11 protein-coding genes and 2 rRNA genes are annotated in these 17,253 nt (G+C 67.6%); 2 read left to right on the forward strand and 11 right to left on the reverse strand.

Features of this window, described 5'->3' with window-relative positions; all coding sequences use genetic code 11:
* Window positions 1-60 precede the first annotated feature (60 nt).
* The 7 genes from KV381_RS15600 to KV381_RS15630 all read right to left on the reverse strand — a co-directional run bounded on the left by KV381_RS15600 (window position 61) and on the right by KV381_RS15630 (window position 9,229).
* Window positions 61-3,180: ribosomal RNA gene (locus KV381_RS15600) — 23S ribosomal RNA — on the reverse strand.
* Window positions 3,181-3,475: 295 nt separating this feature from the next.
* Window positions 3,476-4,991: ribosomal RNA gene (locus tag KV381_RS15605) — 16S ribosomal RNA — on the reverse strand.
* The 16S and 23S rRNA genes sit together here, the layout of an rRNA operon.
* A 689-nt stretch (window positions 4,992-5,680) precedes the next feature.
* Entirely contained in the window at window positions 5,681-6,490 is an 810-nt protein-coding gene (proC, locus tag KV381_RS15610) for a pyrroline-5-carboxylate reductase (protein ID WP_030087833.1), read from the reverse strand.
* A gap of 60 nt (window positions 6,491-6,550) precedes the next feature.
* Window positions 6,551-7,351: an ABC transporter permease gene (locus KV381_RS15615; protein WP_218785417.1), complete on the reverse strand. Its 801-nt coding sequence runs from the start codon at window positions 7,349-7,351 to the stop codon at window positions 6,551-6,553.
* Entirely contained in the window at window positions 7,348-8,178 is an 831-nt protein-coding gene (locus tag KV381_RS15620) for an ABC transporter ATP-binding protein (protein WP_218785418.1), read from the reverse strand. The genes KV381_RS15615 and KV381_RS15620 overlap by 4 nt, the downstream gene beginning before the upstream one ends.
* A 142-nt stretch (window positions 8,179-8,320) precedes the next feature.
* A complete protein-coding gene (locus KV381_RS15625) occupies window positions 8,321-8,851 on the reverse strand; it encodes a membrane protein (RefSeq protein WP_030087838.1) in 531 nt (176 codons plus the stop codon).
* Window positions 8,852-8,896: 45 nt separating this feature from the next.
* On the reverse strand, window positions 8,897-9,229 hold the full coding sequence (locus tag KV381_RS15630) for an SH3 domain-containing protein (RefSeq protein ID WP_030087840.1): 333 nt from the start codon (window positions 9,227-9,229) through the stop codon (window positions 8,897-8,899).
* 132 nt (window positions 9,230-9,361) lie between these two features.
* Between KV381_RS15630 and KV381_RS15635 the strand changes: the two genes are divergently transcribed.
* A complete protein-coding gene (locus KV381_RS15635; protein ID WP_218787232.1) occupies window positions 9,362-11,551 on the forward strand; it encodes a protein kinase in 2,190 nt (729 codons plus the stop codon).
* Between the two features lie 126 nt (window positions 11,552-11,677).
* Here the strand turns inward: KV381_RS15635 and ilvD are convergent, their stop codons facing one another.
* From ilvD to KV381_RS15655, 4 genes are all read right to left on the reverse strand, one after another.
* The gene (ilvD, locus tag KV381_RS15640) at window positions 11,678-13,528 is read right to left on the reverse strand and encodes a dihydroxy-acid dehydratase (RefSeq protein WP_030087844.1); all 1,851 of its coding nucleotides are present in this window, start codon (window positions 13,526-13,528) and stop codon (window positions 11,678-11,680) included.
* A gap of 128 nt (window positions 13,529-13,656) precedes the next feature.
* Window positions 13,657-14,274: a TetR family transcriptional regulator gene (locus KV381_RS15645; protein WP_218785420.1), complete on the reverse strand. Its 618-nt coding sequence runs from the start codon at window positions 14,272-14,274 to the stop codon at window positions 13,657-13,659.
* A complete protein-coding gene (locus KV381_RS15650; protein ID WP_218787233.1) occupies window positions 14,271-15,146 on the reverse strand; it encodes a sugar phosphate isomerase/epimerase in 876 nt (291 codons plus the stop codon). The genes KV381_RS15645 and KV381_RS15650 overlap by 4 nt, the downstream gene beginning before the upstream one ends.
* A 93-nt stretch (window positions 15,147-15,239) precedes the next feature.
* Window positions 15,240-16,190 (reverse strand): Ppx/GppA phosphatase family protein, encoded by a 951-nt coding sequence (locus tag KV381_RS15655; RefSeq protein ID WP_030087849.1) that lies wholly within the window; start codon window positions 16,188-16,190, stop codon window positions 15,240-15,242.
* 199 nt (window positions 16,191-16,389) lie between these two features.
* On the opposite strand from KV381_RS15655, the gene KV381_RS15660 reads away from it, so the two are divergent.
* Window positions 16,390-17,250, forward strand: a complete 861-nt coding sequence (locus tag KV381_RS15660; RefSeq protein ID WP_030087851.1) for a hypothetical protein — start codon at window positions 16,390-16,392, stop codon at window positions 17,248-17,250.
* Window positions 17,251-17,253 lie beyond the last annotated feature (3 nt).

The following is a 17,253-nucleotide window of genomic DNA, read 5'->3' on the forward strand; positions in this document are numbered from 1 at the left end:
CACCGGATGTAAACACGGCCGTTCATTATTTCAGAACTAACACAGTGGACGCGAGCAACTGAGGACAAGCCCTCGGCCTATTAGTACCAGTCAGCTCCACCCGTTACCGGGCTTCCACATCTGGCCTATCAACCCAGTCGTCTACTGGGAGCCTTAACCCCTCAAAGGGGGTGGGAATACTCATCTCGAAGCAGGCTTCCCGCTTAGATGCTTTCAGCGGTTATCCTTTCCGAACGTAGCCAACCAGCCATGCCCTTGGCAGGACAACTGGCACACCAGAGGTTCGTCCGTCCCGGTCCTCTCGTACTAGGGACAGCCCTTCTCAATATTCCTACGCGCACAGCGGATAGGGACCGAACTGTCTCACGACGTTCTAAACCCAGCTCGCGTACCGCTTTAATGGGCGAACAGCCCAACCCTTGGGACCGACTCCAGCCCCAGGATGCGACGAGCCGACATCGAGGTGCCAAACCATCCCGTCGATATGGACTCTTGGGGAAGATCAGCCTGTTATCCCCGGGGTACCTTTTATCCGTTGAGCGACAGCGCTTCCACAAGCCACTGCCGGATCACTAGTCCCGACTTTCGTCCCTGCTCGACCCGTCGGTCTCACAGTCAAGCTCCCTTGTGCACTTACACTCAACACCTGATTACCAACCAGGCTGAGGGAACCTTTGGGCGCCTCCGTTACTCTTTAGGAGGCAACCGCCCCAGTTAAACTACCCATCAGACACTGTCCCTGATCCGGATCACGGACCCAGGTTAGACATCCAGCACGACCAGAGTGGTATTTCAACGACGACTCCACAACCACTGGCGTGGCCGCTTCAAAGTCTCCCACCTATCCTACACAAGCCGAACCGAACACCAATATCAAACTATAGTAAAGGTCCCGGGGTCTTTCCGTCCTGCTGCGCGAAACGAGCATCTTTACTCGTAGTGCAATTTCACCGGGCCTATGGTTGAGACAGTCGAGAAGTCGTTACGCCATTCGTGCAGGTCGGAACTTACCCGACAAGGAATTTCGCTACCTTAGGATGGTTATAGTTACCACCGCCGTTTACTGGCGCTTAAGTTCTCAGCTTCGCCAACCCGAAAGTCAGCTAACCGGTCCCCTTAACGTTCCAGCACCGGGCAGGCGTCAGTCCGTATACATCGCCTTACGGCTTCGCACGGACCTGTGTTTTTAGTAAACAGTCGCTTCTCGCTGGTCTCTGCGGCCACCCCCAGCTCACCGAGTAAATCGGATCACCAGTGATGGCCCCCCTTCTCCCGAAGTTACGGGGGCATTTTGCCGAGTTCCTTAACCATAGTTCACCCGAACGCCTCGGTATTCTCTACCTGACCACCTGAGTCGGTTTAGGGTACGGGCCGCCATGAAACTCGCTAGAGGCTTTTCTCGACAGCATAGGATCATCCACTTCACCACAATCGGCTCGGCATCAGGTCTCAGACTATATGCACGACGGATTTACCTACCGTGCGTCCTACACCCTTACCCCGGGACAACCACCGCCCGGGCTGGACTACCTTCCTGCGTCACCCCATCGCTTACCTACTACAAGTCTGGTTCATCGGCTCCACCACTACCCTCAACTCCGAAGAGATCGGGCCGGCTTCACGGACTTAGCATCGCCTGATTCAGTACTGGGCGTTTCAAAGCGGGTACCGGAATATCAACCGGTTGTCCATCGACTACGCCTGTCGGCCTCGCCTTAGGTCCCGACTTACCCTGGGCAGATCAGCTTGACCCAGGAACCCTTAGTCAATCGGCGCACACGTTTCTCACGTGTGTATCGCTACTCATGCCTGCATTCTCACTCGTGAACCGTCCACAACTCGCTTCCGCGGCTGCTTCACCCGGCACACGACGCTCCCCTACCCATCCACACAGGCGTTGGCCCTTAATGTGTGAATGACACGACTTCGGCGGTACGCTTGAGCCCCGCTACATTGTCGGCGCGGAATCACTTGACCAGTGAGCTATTACGCACTCTTTCAAGGGTGGCTGCTTCTAAGCCAACCTCCTGGTTGTCTCTGCGACTCCACATCCTTTCCCACTTAGCGTACGCTTAGGGGCCTTAGTCGATGCTCTGGGCTGTTTCCCTCTCGACCATGGAGCTTATCCCCCACAGTCTCACTGCCGCGCTCTCACTTACCGGCATTCGGAGTTTGGCTAAGGTCAGTAACCCGGTAGGGCCCATCGCCTATCCAGTGCTCTACCTCCGGCAAGAAACACACGACGCTGCACCTAAATGCATTTCGGGGAGAACCAGCTATCACGGAGTTTGATTGGCCTTTCACCCCTAACCACAGGTCATCCCCCAGGTTTTCAACCCTGGTGGGTTCGGTCCTCCACGAAGTCTTACCTCCGCTTCAACCTGCCCATGGCTAGATCACTCCGCTTCGGGTCTAGAGCGTGCAACTCAAACGCCCTATTCGGACTCGCTTTCGCTACGGCTTCCCCACACGGGTTAACCTCGCTACACACCGCTAACTCGCAGGCTCATTCTTCAAAAGGCACGCAGTCACGACTGACAGCACAAGTGCTGCCAGCGACGCTCCCACGGCTTGTAGGCACACGGTTTCAGGTACTATTTCACTCCGCTCCCGCGGTACTTTTCACCATTCCCTCACGGTACTATCCGCTATCGGTCACCAGGGAATATTTAGGCTTAGCGGGTGGTCCCGCCAGATTCACACGGGATTTCTCGGGCCCCGTGCTACTTGGGTGTCTCTCAAACAAGCCGCTGATGTTTCAGCTACGGGGGTCTTACCCTCTACGCCGGACCTTTCGCATGTCCTTCGCCTACATCAACGGTTTCTGACTCGTCTCACAGCCGGCAGACTGTAAAAGAGAGATCCCACAACCCCGAATGCGCAACCCCTGCCGGGTATCACACGCATACGGTTTGGCCTCATCCAGTTTCGCTCGCCACTACTCCCGGAATCACGGTTGTTTTCTTCCTGAGGGTACTGAGATGTTTCACTTCCCTCGTTCCCTCCACACCGCCTATGTGTTCAGCAGCGGGTGACAGCCCATGACGACTGCCGGGTTTCCATTCGGAAACCCCGGATCAAAGCTTGGTTGACAGCTCCCCGGGGACTATCGTGGCCTCCCACGTCCTTCATCGGTTCCTGGTGCCAAGGCATCCACCGTGCGCCCTTAAAAACTTGGCCACAGATGCTCGCGTCCACTGTGCAGTTCTCAAACAACGACCAGCCACCCATCACCCCGCCCAAACAGGCGAGTTCACTGGGACCGGATCAGAAGGCAGCCTCTCGGCCGTACCCTCAGACACCCAACAACGTGCCCGACACAACCGATCTCTCACCACGTTCCACGCCGAAGCAGTACTAGCAGTAATCAACCTGTCGTGCCGAATAGTCAACGTTCCACCCATGAGCTGACCACCGTCGAACATTTGCCGACGTAGTGGCTCTGGATTCCTTGCGGAATCTAGATGCTCCTTAGAAAGGAGGTGATCCAGCCGCACCTTCCGGTACGGCTACCTTGTTACGACTTCGTCCCAATCGCCAGTCCCACCTTCGACAGCTCCCTCCCACAAGGGGTTGGGCCACCGGCTTCGGGTGTTACCGACTTTCGTGACGTGACGGGCGGTGTGTACAAGGCCCGGGAACGTATTCACCGCAGCAATGCTGATCTGCGATTACTAGCAACTCCGACTTCATGGGGTCGAGTTGCAGACCCCAATCCGAACTGAGACCGGCTTTTTGAGATTCGCTCCGCCTCGCGGCATCGCAGCTCATTGTACCGGCCATTGTAGCACGTGTGCAGCCCAAGACATAAGGGGCATGATGACTTGACGTCGTCCCCACCTTCCTCCGAGTTGACCCGGCAGTCTCCTGTGAGTCCCCATCACCCCGAAGGGCATGCTGGCAACACAGAACAAGGGTTGCGCTCGTTGCGGGACTTAACCCAACATCTCACGACACGAGCTGACGACAGCCATGCACCACCTGTATACCGACCACAAGGGGGGCACCATCTCTGATGCTTTCCGGTATATGTCAAGCCTTGGTAAGGTTCTTCGCGTTGCGTCGAATTAAGCCACATGCTCCGCTGCTTGTGCGGGCCCCGTCAATTCCTTTGAGTTTTAGCCTTGCGGCCGTACTCCCAGGCGGGGAACTTAATGCGTTAGCTGCGGCACCGACGACGTGGAATGTCGCCAACACCTAGTTCCCAACGTTTACGGCGTGGACTACCAGGGTATCTAATCCTGTTCGCTCCCCACGCTTTCGCTCCTCAGCGTCAGTAATGGCCCAGAGATCCGCCTTCGCCACCGGTGTTCCTCCTGATATCTGCGCATTTCACCGCTACACCAGGAATTCCGATCTCCCCTACCACACTCTAGCTAGCCCGTATCGAATGCAGACCCGTTAAGCCCCGGCTTTCACATCCGACGACAAGCCGCCTACGAGCTCTTTACGCCCAATAATTCCGGACAACGCTTGCGCCCTACGTATTACCGCGGCTGCTGGCACGTAGTTAGCCGGCGCTTCTTCTGCAGGTACCGTCACTTTCGCTTCTTCCCTGCTGAAAGAGGTTTACAACCCGAAGGCCGTCATCCTCACGCGGCGTCGCTGCATCAGGCTTTCGCCCATTGTGCAATATTCCCCACTGCTGCCTCCCGTAGGAGTCTGGGCCGTGTCTCAGTCCCAGTGTGGCCGGTCGCCCTCTCAGGCCGGCTACCGTCGTCGCCTTGGTAGGCCATTACCCCACCAACAAGCTGATAGGCCGCGGGCTCATCCTTCACCGCCGGAGTTTTAACCCCGTCCCATGCGGGACAGAGTGTTATCCGGTATTAGACCCCGTTTCCAGGGCTTGTCCCAGAGTGAAGGGCAGATTGCCCACGTGTTACTCACCCGTTCGCCACTAATCCACCACCGAAGCGGCTTCATCGTTCGACTTGCATGTGTTAAGCACGCCGCCAGCGTTCGTCCTGAGCCAGGATCAAACTCTCCGTGAATGTTTACCCGTAATCGGGTGCACACATCACGAGAGCGGAACAACCGGTCGGAATAAGACCCGTTGTTCACAGCGTCCTCGTTGTATTGCCTACCGCCACCCACAAGGAGCGGAACGGCAGGACTTTCAAAGGAACCACCAACCTGCCGAAGCAGGCCGGGGTATCAACATATCTGGCGTTGACTTTTGGCACGCTGTTGAGTTCTCAAGGAACGGACGCTTCCTTCGGTCCCGTTTCACCGGGGCCCTCCGGGCGCTTCCCTTCGTTCTTGCGTTTCCGACTCTATCAGACTCTTTCGTGTCCGATTCCCGGTCGAAGCGGGTTCTGCATTTCGCTTCCGAGGAATTCGCTTTCGCGCTTTCCCTTTCGGCGAGTCCGACTCTATCAGATCCTTTCGGGCCTGATTCCCAGTCAGTGGGGCTTGTCCTCCCGGCTGTTGGGCCGTTCCGACGAGTGAGACTTTAGCGGAATCCTGCCCCCCGACGCTAATCGGGGTGCGTCCCTTCGAACGCGGATTCCTCATTTCGCGAGAGCGCACGAAAAAGCATGCGACACGAGGTCGCGTGTTCTGTCGTGGTTACTGCGGAATGGCTGTCCGGGGACCGACCGGGGTCGGCGCTCACGTCGGACAACTCGGAGCACACTACGGATCTGCCGGGGGCGTGTCAACCCCCGGCGGGAGCCGTGGGTCAGCCGTTGCCGGAGGCCAGTGCGCGGCTGCGGTCGCGGGCCGCTTCGAGGGCGGCGATGAGGGCCGCGCGTACCCCGTGGTTCTCCAGTTCGCGGATGGCGCTGATGGTCGTGCCGGCCGGGCTGGTGACGGCCTCGCGGAGCTTGACCGGGTGTTCGCCGCTGTCGCGGAGCATGACGGCGGCGCCGATCGCGGCCTGGACGATGAGGTCGTGGGCCTGGGCGCGGGGCAGGCCGAGCAGGATGCCCGCGTCGGTCATGGCCTCGACCAGGAAGTAGAAGTAGGCGGGGCCGGAGCCGGAGAGGGCGGTTGCCGCGTCCTGCTGGGACTCCGGTACGCGCAGGGTCTTGCCGACGCCGCCGAAGATCTCCTCGGCGGCGGCGAGGTGCGTACCGGTGGCGTGGCTGCCGGCCGAGATGACGGACATGCCCTCGTCGACGAGGACCGGGGTGTTGGGCATGACCCGGACGACCGGGGTGTCCGGGGTGAGCCGGTCCTCGATGAACGCGGTGGTGATGCCGGCCGCGGCGCTGATGACCAGACGGTCGGCGGTGACGTGCGGTGCGAGTTCGTCCAGGAGCTTGCCCATGTCCTGCGGCTTGACCGCGAGGATGAGGATGTCGGCGTTCTTGGCCGCCTCCGCGTTGGTGACGGACTCGACCCCGTACCGCGTGTGCAGTTCCTGGGCCCGGTCGCTGCGGCGGGTGGTCACCAGGAGGTCGGCCGGTCGCCAGCCCGCCCGGATCATCCCGCTGAGCAGGGCCTCGCCGATCTTGCCGGTGCCGAGGACTGCGACTGTCTGGGTCATGCGTTCACCCTCCGGGCGGTGCTGGGCTGTGCTCTTCCCGTCATCCTCGCATCGGGGTTCTCACGGCGTACGGCGGCGGAGGGTGATCGCGCCGAGGCAGAGGACCAGCAGGGCGCTTCCCGCGACGATCGCGATGTCGCGGACGAAGTCGCCGGTGATGTCGGTGTGGTGGAGGACCTGGTTCATGCCGTCGACGGCGTACGACATGGGCAGGACGTTCGAGATCGCCTCCAGGACGGGGTGCATCGCCTCGCGCGGGGTGAACAGGCCGCACAGCAGGAGCTGGGGGAAGATCACCGCCGGCATGAACTGGACGGCCTGGAACTCGGACGCGGCGAACGCGGAGACGAACAGGCCGAGCGCGGTGCCGAGCAGGGCGTCGAGCAGGGCGACCAGGAGCAGCAGCCAGGGCGAGCCGATGACGTCGAGGCCCAGCAGCCAGATGGAGACGGCCGTCGCGAGTGCCGACTGGACGACCGCGACGGCGCCGAAGGCCAGGGCGTAGCCGGCGATCAGGTCGCCCTTGCCGAGCGGGAGGGCGAGGAGGCGTTCCAGGGTGCCGGAGGTGCGTTCGCGCAGGGTGGCGATCGAGGTCACCAGGAACATCGTGATCAGCGGGAAGATCCCGAGGAGCGAGGCCCCGATGGAGTCGAAGGTGTAGGGGCTGCCGTCGAAGACGTAACGGAGCAGGGTGATCAGCAGGACCGGGACGATCACCAGGAGCGCGATCGTGCGGGGGTCGTGGGCCAGCTGGCGCAGGACGCGGCCCGCCGTGGCGGTCGTACGGGACGGGGTGAGCGGGCGGGCCGGGGCGGCTTCGCCCGTGGGGCGGGCCGGGGCGGTGGGAGCGGTGGCCGTCATCGGGACGCCTCCTCGGTGATGGGCGCGGATTCGTCGACCAGGCGGAGGAACGCCTCCTCGACCGTGGCCGTGCCGGTGCTGCGGCGCAGGGCGTCGGGGGTGTCCTCGGCGAGGATGCGGCCGTCCCGCATCAGGAGGAGGCGGTGGCAGCGTTCGGCCTCGTCCATGACGTGGGAGGAGATGAGGAGGGCGGTGCCCCGGTCGGCGGCCAGGCGGTGGAAGAGGTCCCAGAGGTCGCGGCGGAGTACGGGGTCGAGCCCGACGGTCGGTTCGTCCAGGACCAGCAGGTCCGGGGTGCCGAGGAGGGCGACGGCCAGCGAGACGCGGCTGCGCTGGCCGCCGGAGAGCGCGCCCGCGAGGGCGTCGGCGTGGGTGGTCAGGTCGACGTCGCCGATGGCGCGGGTGACGGCGTCGTTCCGGGCGTCCCGGTGGGCGCGGCCGGGGTGCAGGACGGCGGCGAAGTAGTCGAGGTTCTGCCGGACGGTGAGGTCGGTGTAGACGGAGGGCGCCTGGGTGACGTAGCCGATGCGGGGGCGCAGGGCCGGGTCGCCCGCGGGGTGGCCCAGGACGTCGAGGGTGCCGGTGACCTTGTCCTGGGTGCCGACCACCGCCCGCATGAGGGTGGTCTTGCCGCAGCCCGAGGGGCCGAGGAGGCCGGTGATGCTGCCGGGGCGGACGGTGAAGTCGAGGGCGCGCAGGACGGTGCGGACGCCTCGGACGACGGTGAGGGCGTGGGCCTCGATCGCCGGGGGTGGTGGCGGGTCCGGTGTCGGGTCCGGGGGGCCTTGGGGGGTGGTCGGCGCCGCCCCCTGCTCGTAATTCATCATGTGATGAATTCTTCGCTCGATGCCCCCGTTCGTCAAGAGGTGAGGAGAGGCGAAGAGGGCGGGCACACGACTGAGCCCGCCGACGGTGTCGGCGGGCTCGGAGTGCTGTGTGGAGCGAGTTGTCCGTGGGGCGGGCGGGTGCTCAGGTGCGCTTGGAGCGCTTGCGGCCGGATGCCTTGCGGGCCGCCGGGTTGCCGGTGCGGGTCGAGCGCCGCTTCTCGAACTGGACGCGGGCCTTCTCGTACTCGGTACGGCGCAGCTTCTCGCCCGGGGCCTCGGTGAGCGAGCGGACGAAGTAGGCGAGCAGCGAGCCGATGAACCCGATCGACTTCAGGCCGCGCAGGGCGTCCTCGCGGGCCGGATCCTTCGGGCGGGCGCCGAAGCCCTCCCAGGTCTTGCGGAACGCGATGGCGCTGCAGATGGAGAACATCGCGATGACCAGAATGCCGACGAGGCCGCCGACCTCCGCGATCTCCAGGCCTTCGTAGGCGAAGCGCAGGACGAAGCAGGCGGCGACCGCGGCGGCCAGGGAGCCGACGGCGACGCCGGCGCGGCGGAGCCCGTAACCGCCGTCGTGGTCGACCCATGTCGTGCCGAAGAAGCGGATCGGCTCGGGCTGCGGGCCCGGGGCCGTGGCGGGCGGGGTGCCGGGGGCTGCGCTGTTCTCGCTCACGGGGTCGATTATCCCCCGCCGCCCCCGGTACCCCGGGTGATGCCGTCAGTCGCAGCGCGGTGCGATGTAGCCGTCACGCCCCGTGTAGACGTAGGCGTCCGCGACGAACTGGCCGTTGGCGATGTTGTCCCAAAGGTTCGACGTGCCGTACGGGCCGGTGACCCGCTCCCCCGGCTTCTGGCAGTAGATCGGGATCTTCTGGCCGTACGGCAGAGTCCGGACGATGCGGTAGCTGGTGCCCGGTCCGGTGCGGACGTTGACCCGGTAGCCCGGGGCGATCGGGTAGCGGGTGCCGGATGCGGTGGTCTCCACCGTGAGGTCCGCGCTCGCCGTTTCCCCGGCCGCCGCCGGTTCCTGCGTCTGCTCTTCAACGCCCATATGGGCCTCCCCCGTTGAGAAACGCGTACGCCGTGCGCGTACGACGCGCAGGCTAGCAAGCCCCGTGCCTCTCGCACGCACCATCGACTAGGCTCCGTGCGTCGCATGCGCACGAACACACGGGGGTGGGCGATGCCGCCGCTGCGAGAGCCCGGAGCGCATCCGGAAGCGGAGTTTCCGCAGTACGCCGGCACCTACCGTCTTGAGGCCTGTCTCGGCTCGGGCGGCATGGGGGTCGTACATCTGGCGCGCTCGGCCTCGGGGATGCAGCTCGCGGTGAAGGTGGTGCATGCGCCGTACGCGGCGGATCCCGAGTTCAGGGCGCGGTTCCGGCAGGAGGTGGCGGCCGCGCGGCGGGTCAGCGGGGCGTTCACCGCGCCGGTCGTCGACGCCGATCCGGAGGCCGGGCGGCCCTGGATGGCCACCCTCTACATCCCCGGGCCCACGCTCGCCGAGCAGGTGAAGCGGAACGGCCCGATGGCCCCCGCCGAGCTGCGCAGGCTGACCGCCGGTCTGGCCGAGGCGCTGCGGGACATCCATCGGGCGGGCGTGATCCACCGTGATCTGAAGCCGAGCAACGTCCTGCTGACCGACGGCGGGCCCAAGGTCATCGACTTCGGGATCTCCCGGCCGTACGACAGCGATCTGCGCACCGAGACGGGCAAGCTGATCGGCTCGCCGCCCTATATGGCTCCCGAGCAGTTCCAGCGGCCGCGCGAGGTCGGGCCGCCGGTCGACGTGTTCGCGCTGGGCGCCGTGATCGTCCACGCGGCGACGGGCCGGGGGCCGTTCGACTCGGACAGCCCGTACATCGTGGCGTACCAGGTGGTGCACGACCAGCCGGACCTCGGCGGGGTGCCGGAGGATCTCGCGCCGCTGGTCGCCCGGTGCCTGGCGAAGGACCCGGCCGAACGGCCGACGCCGGGCGAGGTGATGGAGGCGCTGCTGCCCCCGTCGTACGAGGCCGCCGCGTTCGTACCGGCGCAGCGGCGGCGGGCGGTGGTCGCGGCGGCGGTGCCGGCGGCGGAGCGGGTCGGTTCGGAGGAGGACACGCATGTGCGCGCCGCGCCCGCGGTCCGGCGGCGGTGGCTGCCGCGTTCCCGGGTGGTCGTGGCGGCGGCGCTGCTTCTGCTGGTGGCGGGGGCGGGCGCGGGGGCGTACGCCGTGTGGGGCGGGGGCGAGTCGGGCGCGGGGCGTACTGCGCCGGGGCGCGTCGGCGTCGACGCCGGGGGCGGTGAAGGTGCCGGGGATGCCGGGGCCTTCGCTCCTTGGCGTACGGAGTTGCGGACGGCCGGGAGCGCCACGCCCGTCTGCTCCACCGCCGGGCCGGGCGGCGCGCTGTACTGCTCGGTGGCCGGGACCGGTACGGCCAGGATCGATCCGACGGACGGGCGCGTGGTGTGGTCGGCCCGCTCGTCCTCGTCCCGGTCCGCCCACGCTCCGATCGTCTCGGGCGGGGTCGTGCTGGCCACCGGGCCGGACGGGAAGCTGCGCGCGTACGACCCGGTGAAGGGCACCGCCGTCCGGGACACCGCGCTGTCCGCGAGCCCCGGTGGCACGTTCCCGGCGGGCGACACGCTGCTGGCCGTGGCGGACGACGGCACGGTGACGGCGCTGGACGGGGCGAGCGGGGAGGTCCGCTGGACGGGGCCGCTGGCGCGGCACACGCGGCCCGACTTCGCGCTGTACGACGCGGCGTCCGGGCTCGCCTACGCCTTCGAGCACGCGCCCTCCGGCACCTCGACCCTCGTCACCGCGGTGGACGTGGTGAGCGGCCGGGCGTCCTGGCAGCGGCGGCTGGACGGGGTGCTCACGCCGGTCGGCACGGCCGGTGCCGGGGAGCTGGTGCTGACGGCGATGGACGAGAACTCGGACACCGCCGAGCTGGTGCGGTACGCCCCCGGGAGCGGTGCGTCCGCCCGGGTCACGCTGCCGTTCACGCTGGACGGGCCGCAGGTGGTGATGGCCGGGGACGTCGCGTATCTGCTGGCGCGGGGCGGGTCGCTGCTGGCCGTCGACACGGGGGCGGGCGGCGGGGCGGAGGCGGAGTTGTGGCGGCTGGAGACGGGGGTCGGGCGGGCTTCCGCGCCGGTGCTCGGAGAGGGCGGGCACCTGTACTTCTCGGCCGCGGACGGGCGGTTGCTGGCCGTCGACACGGGACGGGGTGCGGTGGTGGGGCAGACGCGGGCGCGGCTGAGCGGGGGGAAGCTGGCGTACGCGTCCGACCTGCCCGCCCCGGTGGCTGCGGGGCGGACGGTCGTGGGGTCGGCGCCGGACGGGTCGGTGTTCGCGGTGGACGGGGCGGATCCGGGGGGTTGGTGAGGCCCGGTCCCCCCGCGGGTTCCGGGGGCTCCGGCCTCGGGTTCCCGGGGCTCCGCCCCGGACCCCGCTCCTCAATCGCCGGAGGGGCTGAAAATAGGTCGCCCGGAGCCGCTGGGTGAGTCGGCGTCAGCCCAGCTTCGAGACGTCCCTGACCGCGCCGCGGTCCGCGCTCGTCGCCATCGCCGCGTAGGCGCGCAGCGCCGCCGACACCTTGCGGTCGCGGTTCTTCGGCGCGTACACGCCGTTCAGCGCTGCCCGGCGGGTGTCCAGTTCGGCGTCGTCGACGAGCAGTTCGATCGAGCGGTTCGGGATGTCGATCCGGATCCGGTCGCCGTCCTCGACCAGCGCGATGGTGCCGCCGGAGGCCGCCTCGGGCGAGGCGTGGCCGATGGAGAGGCCCGACGTACCGCCGGAGAAGCGGCCGTCGGTGACCAGCGCGCAGACCTTGCCCAGGCCCCGGCCCTTGAGGAACGAGGTGGGGTAGAGCATCTCCTGCATGCCGGGGCCGCCGCGCGGGCCCTCGTAACGGATGACGACGACGTCGCCCGGCTCGATCTCCTTGCGGAGGATCTTGTCGACGGCCTCGTCCTGCGACTCGCAGACGACGGCCGGGCCCTCGAAGGTCCAGATCGACTCGTCGACGCCGGCCGTCTTCACGACACAGCCGTCCACGGCGAGGTTGCCCTTGAGGACGGCGAGGCCGCCGTCCTTGGAGTACGCGTGCTCGACGTCGCGGATGCAGCCGCCCGCCGCGTCCAGGTCGAGGGTGTCCCACCGCTCCGACTGCGAGAAGGCGGTCGCGGAGCGGACGCAGCCGGGGGCGGCGTGCCACAGCTCGACGGCCTCGGGGGACGGGGAGCCGCCGCGCACGTCCCAGTTCTTCAGCCACTCGGCGAGGGTGTCGGAGTGCACCGAGTGCACGTCCTCGTTGAGCAGGCCGCCGCGGTGGAGTTCGCCGAGGAGGGCGGGGATGCCGCCGGCGCGGTGGACGTCCTCCATGTAGTACGTACCGCCGGGGGCGACGTTGGGGGCGACCTTGGAGAGGCACGGGACCCGGCGCGAGACCTCGTTGATGTCGTCGAGGTTGTACGCGAGCTGCGCCTCCTCGGCGGCGGCCAGCAGGTGCAGGATCGTGTTGGTCGAGCCGCCCATGGCGATGTCCAGCGCCATCGCGTTGTCGAACGCGGCGCGGGTGCCGATGGAGCGCGGCAGGACCGTCTCGTCGTCCTGCTCGTAGTAGCGCCGGGTGATGTCGACGATCGTGCGGCCGGCGTCCTCGTACAGCGCCTTGCGGGCGGTGTGGGTGGCGAGGACGGAGCCGTTGCCGGGGAGGGAGAGGCCGAGGACCTCGGTCAGGCAGTTCATCGAGTTGGCGGTGAACATGCCGGAACAGCTGCCGCAGGTGGGGCAGGCGTTCTCCTCGATACGGAGGATGTCCTCGTCGGAGATCGACTCGTCGACCGCGTCGCTGATCGCGTTGACCAGGTCGAGTTTGCGGACCGTGCCGTCGACGAGGGTGGCCTTGCCGGCCTCCATCGGGCCGCCGGAGACGAAGACGGTCGGGATGTTGAGGCGCATGGCGGCCATCAGCATGCCCGGGGTGATCTTGTCGCAGTTGGAGATGCAGATCAGCGCGTCCGCGCAGTGCGCCTCGACCATGTACTCCACGGAGTCGGCGATCAGGTCGCGGGAGGGCAGGCTGTAGAGCATGCCGCCGTGGCCCATCGCGATGCCGTCGTCCACGGCGATCGTGTTGAACTCGCGCGGGACCGCGCCCGCCGCCAGGATCGCCTCGGAGACGATCCGGCCGACCGGGGCGAGGTGGGTGTGGCCGGGGACGAACTCGGTGAACGAGTTGGCGACGGCGATGATCGGCTTGCCGATGTCCGCGCTCGCTACGCCCGACGCGCGCATAAGGGCGCGCGCGCCCGCCATGTTGCGTCCGTGGGTGACCGTGCGGGACCTCAGCTGGGGCATCGTCGCTCGCTCCTTCGGCAGGGGGACTGCCTCCGACAGTGAAAGAAAAGACTGCCTTCGAGCGTACGCCCCGGATCCAAGATCTGGACAGGCTGTCCGGAATACGGGACGTGGTGGTCGGTGGGTGGTCAGCCCTCGCCCAAGTATCGCTGGAGCGTGGGGGCGACCATCGCGACGATGTCCTCCGGGTCCGCGGAGGCCAGCGGCTCGGCGCGGACCACGTACCGCAGCATCGCGATGCCGAGCATGTGCGAGGCGGCCAGTTCGGCGCGGAAGGTCGGGTCCGGTACGTCCAGCTCGGCCGCGATCCGCTCCAGCAGACGCCGCAGCACGAAGTCGCGCAGGACGTTCGCCGCCGCCTCGTGGGTGACCGCGGAACGCAGGATCGCCAGGAGGGGCGTACGGGTGCCGGGGTCCTCCCACACGGAGAGGAAGAAGCGCGCCAGCCGCTCCCCCAGGTGCTCCGGAGGGCCGCCGAGCACGGTGGGGATGACCAGGGCGGGTTCGAAGGTGACCTCGACGGCGACGGCGAAGACCTCGTCCTTCGTACCGAAGTAGTGGTGGACGAGGGCGGCGTCGACCCCGGCGGCCTTGGCGATGCCCCGGATCGACGTCTTGTCGTAGCCGCGCTCGGCGAACTCCGTACGGGCCGCCTCCAGGATGCGCGTACGGGCGTCGGGTCCTTCGGACGCGGCCCGGCGGGAGGGGCGGCCCCGGCGGCGCGGGGCGGGGGCGTCCTCGGTCACGGGCGGCGGATCCCGGACGCCGGGTCGGCCGCGGCGGCCGGATCGGTGACGGTCGTGGCGGCCGGGTCGCCGGCGGCGGTCGCGGAGGCCAGGTGGAGGCGGGTGAAGGCCAGCGCCTCCGCGAGATCGGCCTCGCGTTCGGCGGAGGACATCGCGCGGCGGGTGTTGACCTCGATGACGACATGGCCGTCGAAGCCCGTACGGGCGAGGCGCTCCAGCAGTTCCGCGCACGGCTGGTCGCCCCGGCCGGGCACCAGGTGCTCGTCCTTGGCCGAGCCCTTGCCGTCGGCGAGGTGGACGTGGGCCAGCCGGTCGCCCATCCGGTCCACCATGGCGAGCGCCTCGGTGCGGGCGGTCGCGGTGTGCGAGAGGTCGACCGTGAAGTGCCGGTAGTCGTCGTTGGTGACGTCCCAGTCGGGGGCGTACGCGAGCATCTCGCGGTCCCGGTAGCGCCAGGGGTACATGTTCTCGACGGCGAACCGGACGTCCGTCTCGCCGGCCATCCGCCAGATCCCGGTCACGAAGTCACGGGCGTAGTTGCGCTGCCACCGGAACGGCGGATGCACCACGACGGTGGACGCCCCGAGCTTCTCGGCGGCGGCCTTCGCCCGCTGGAGCTTGACCCACGGGTCGGTGGACCAGACCCGCTGGGTGATCAGGAGGCAGGGGGCGTGCACCGCGAGTATCGGCACCCGGTGGTAGTCCGAGAGCCGGCGCAGGGCCTCGATGTCCTGGCTGACGGGGTCGGTCCAGACCATGACCTCGACGCCGTCGTACCCCAGGCGCGCGGCGATCTCGAAGGCCGTCGCGGTGGACTCGGGGTAGACCGAGGCCGTTGACAGGGCGACCTTCGCATCGGGGATGCGCACCACTGGTTCTGCCACCTGGACAGCGTACGGGCACCGGTGCGCCGCGCCGAGGGCTCCTGGCGGAAAGTGATCAGGGCCATGGATGCCGGAGCGTCGTCACCCCGGCAGCGCGGCCCGTTCCGCCGGGAGGTGGTCCAGGCGGCGCAGGATGACGCCCTCGCGCAGCGCCCACGGACAGATCTCCAGCTCCTCGACGCCGAACAGGTCCATCGCGCCCTCGGCCACCAGTGCCCCGGCGAGCAGCTGGGCGGCCCGGCCCTCGGAGACCCCGGGGAGCCGGCCGCGCTCCTCGGCGGTCATCGCCGCCAGCTTGGGCACCCAGTCCTCCAGCGCCTTGCGGCTCAGCGAGCGCTGGACGTACAGGCCCTCGGTGGAGCGGGCGGCCCCGGCGATCCTGGCGAGCTGTTTGAAGGTCTTGGAGGTGGCGACGACGTGGTCGGGCCGGCCGGCCCGGGCGAACTCGCCGACCGTCCGCGCGATGCTGGCCCGTACATGCCGGCGCAACGCCCTGACCTGCTCGGGGCCGGCCGGGTCGTCCGGCAGCCAGGCGCCGGTGAGACGGCCCGCGCCGAGCGGCAGGGAGACGGCGGTGTCGGGCTCCTCGTCGATGCCGAACGCGATCTCCAGCGAGCCGCCGCCGATGTCCAGGACCAGCAGCTTGCCCGCCGACCAGCCGAACCAGCGGCGGGCGGCCAGGAAGGTCAGCCGGGCCTCCTCCTCGCCGCTGAGCACGGCGAGGTCGACGCCGGTCTCCAGCCGTACGCGCTCCAGCACCAGGTCCGCGTTGGTGGCCTCGCGCACCGCGGAGGTGGCGAAGGCGAGCACATCCTCGCACCCCTTGTCCTCGGCCGCCTGGACCGCGTCGGCGATCGTCGCCACGAGCCGGTCCACGCCGAGCGGGCCGATCGCGCCGGTCTCGTCGAGGAGTTCGGCGAGCCGGAGCTCGGCCTTGTGCGAGTGCGCGGGCAGCGGGCGGGCGCCGGGGTGGGCATCGACCACCAGCAGATGAACCGTGTTCGATCCCACGTCGAGGACTCCGAGTCTCATACGGGAACGCTACTGCGCCATGGGACAAGTCCGACCGGCGCATGGGGGGTGGGAGAAGGAGCGGGGCTGGGTGCGTGCAGCTGCAAGGCGGAGGATTGAGTCAACGCGGAGCGTTGGTGATTGACGACAACGCCGCAGATGTGCGTGCCCAGCCCCGCGACGCCACCCCCCATGCGCCGGTCGGACTTACTCTGGGCGCGTGCCAAAGACGAAAAAGGCTAAGCAGGACAAAGCCACGAAGAAGCCGAAGTCGAACAAGCAGGCGTCACAGCCGGAGGCGAACGGACCGGACCCGTCCGACGAGAAGGGCCTCGACTTCGCGCGGGCCTGGGTGGAGTTCCCCGACCCGGCGGACGACGAGCAGGTCTTCCGCTGCGATCTGACCTGGCTGACCTCCCGGTGGACCTGCATCTTCGGCAGCGGCTGCCAGGGCATCCAGGCGGGCCGCGCGGACGACGGCTGCTGCACGCTGGGCGCGCACTTCTCCGACGAGGACGACGAGAAACGGGTCGCCGAGAACGTCGCGCGGCTCACACCGGAGCTGTGGCAGTTCCACGACGTCGGTACGGAGACGGGCTGGGTCGGCGTCGACGAGGACGGCGAACGCCAGACGCGCCGCTGGGAGGGCTCCTGCATCTTCCAGAACCGGCCGGGGTTCCCGGCAGGGGCGGGCTGCTCGTTGCACATCCTGGCGCTGCGGGAGGGCAAGGAGCCGCTGGAGACCAAGCCGGACGTGTGCTGGCAGCTGCCGGTGCGGCGTACGTACGACTGGATCGACCGGCCCGACGACACCCGGGTGCTCCAGGTGACGATCGGGGAGTACGACCGCCGGGGCTGGGGTCCGGGCGGCCACGATCTGCACTGGTGGTGCACCTCGGCCACCTCGGCGCACGGGGCCGGTGACCCGGTGTACGTGTCCTACCGCCCGGAGCTGACCGAGCTGATGGGCAAGGAGGGGTACGACCGGCTGGTCGAGCTGTGCGAGGAGCGGCTGTCCTCGCTGCTGCCGATGGCCCCGCATCCGGCGGACCCGCTTCCGGCGCCGAAGAAGAAGCGCTGAGGC

Source organism: Streptomyces sp. WY228 (assembly GCF_019287315.1).
GTDB classification, from domain to species: Bacteria; Actinomycetota; Actinomycetes; order Streptomycetales; family Streptomycetaceae; genus Streptomyces; species Streptomyces caviscabies.

Coding starts and splice junctions, on each gene's coding strand:
- ilvD (WP_030087844.1), bottom strand. CDS start 13,528: ATGCCCCAGCTGAGGTCCCGCACGGTCACCCACGGACGCAACATGGCG.
- KV381_RS15635 (WP_218787232.1), top strand. CDS start 9,362: ATGCCGCCGCTGCGAGAGCCCGGAGCGCATCCGGAAGCGGAGTTTCCG.
- proC (WP_030087833.1), bottom strand. CDS start 6,490: ATGACCCAGACAGTCGCAGTCCTCGGCACCGGCAAGATCGGCGAGGCC.
- KV381_RS15620 (WP_218785418.1), bottom strand. CDS start 8,178: ATGATGAATTACGAGCAGGGGGCGGCGCCGACCACCCCCCAAGGCCCC.
- KV381_RS15615 (WP_218785417.1), bottom strand. CDS start 7,351: ATGACGGCCACCGCTCCCACCGCCCCGGCCCGCCCCACGGGCGAAGCC.
- KV381_RS15630 (WP_030087840.1), bottom strand. CDS start 9,229: ATGGGCGTTGAAGAGCAGACGCAGGAACCGGCGGCGGCCGGGGAAACG.
- KV381_RS15655 (WP_030087849.1), bottom strand. CDS start 16,190: ATGAGACTCGGAGTCCTCGACGTGGGATCGAACACGGTTCATCTGCTG.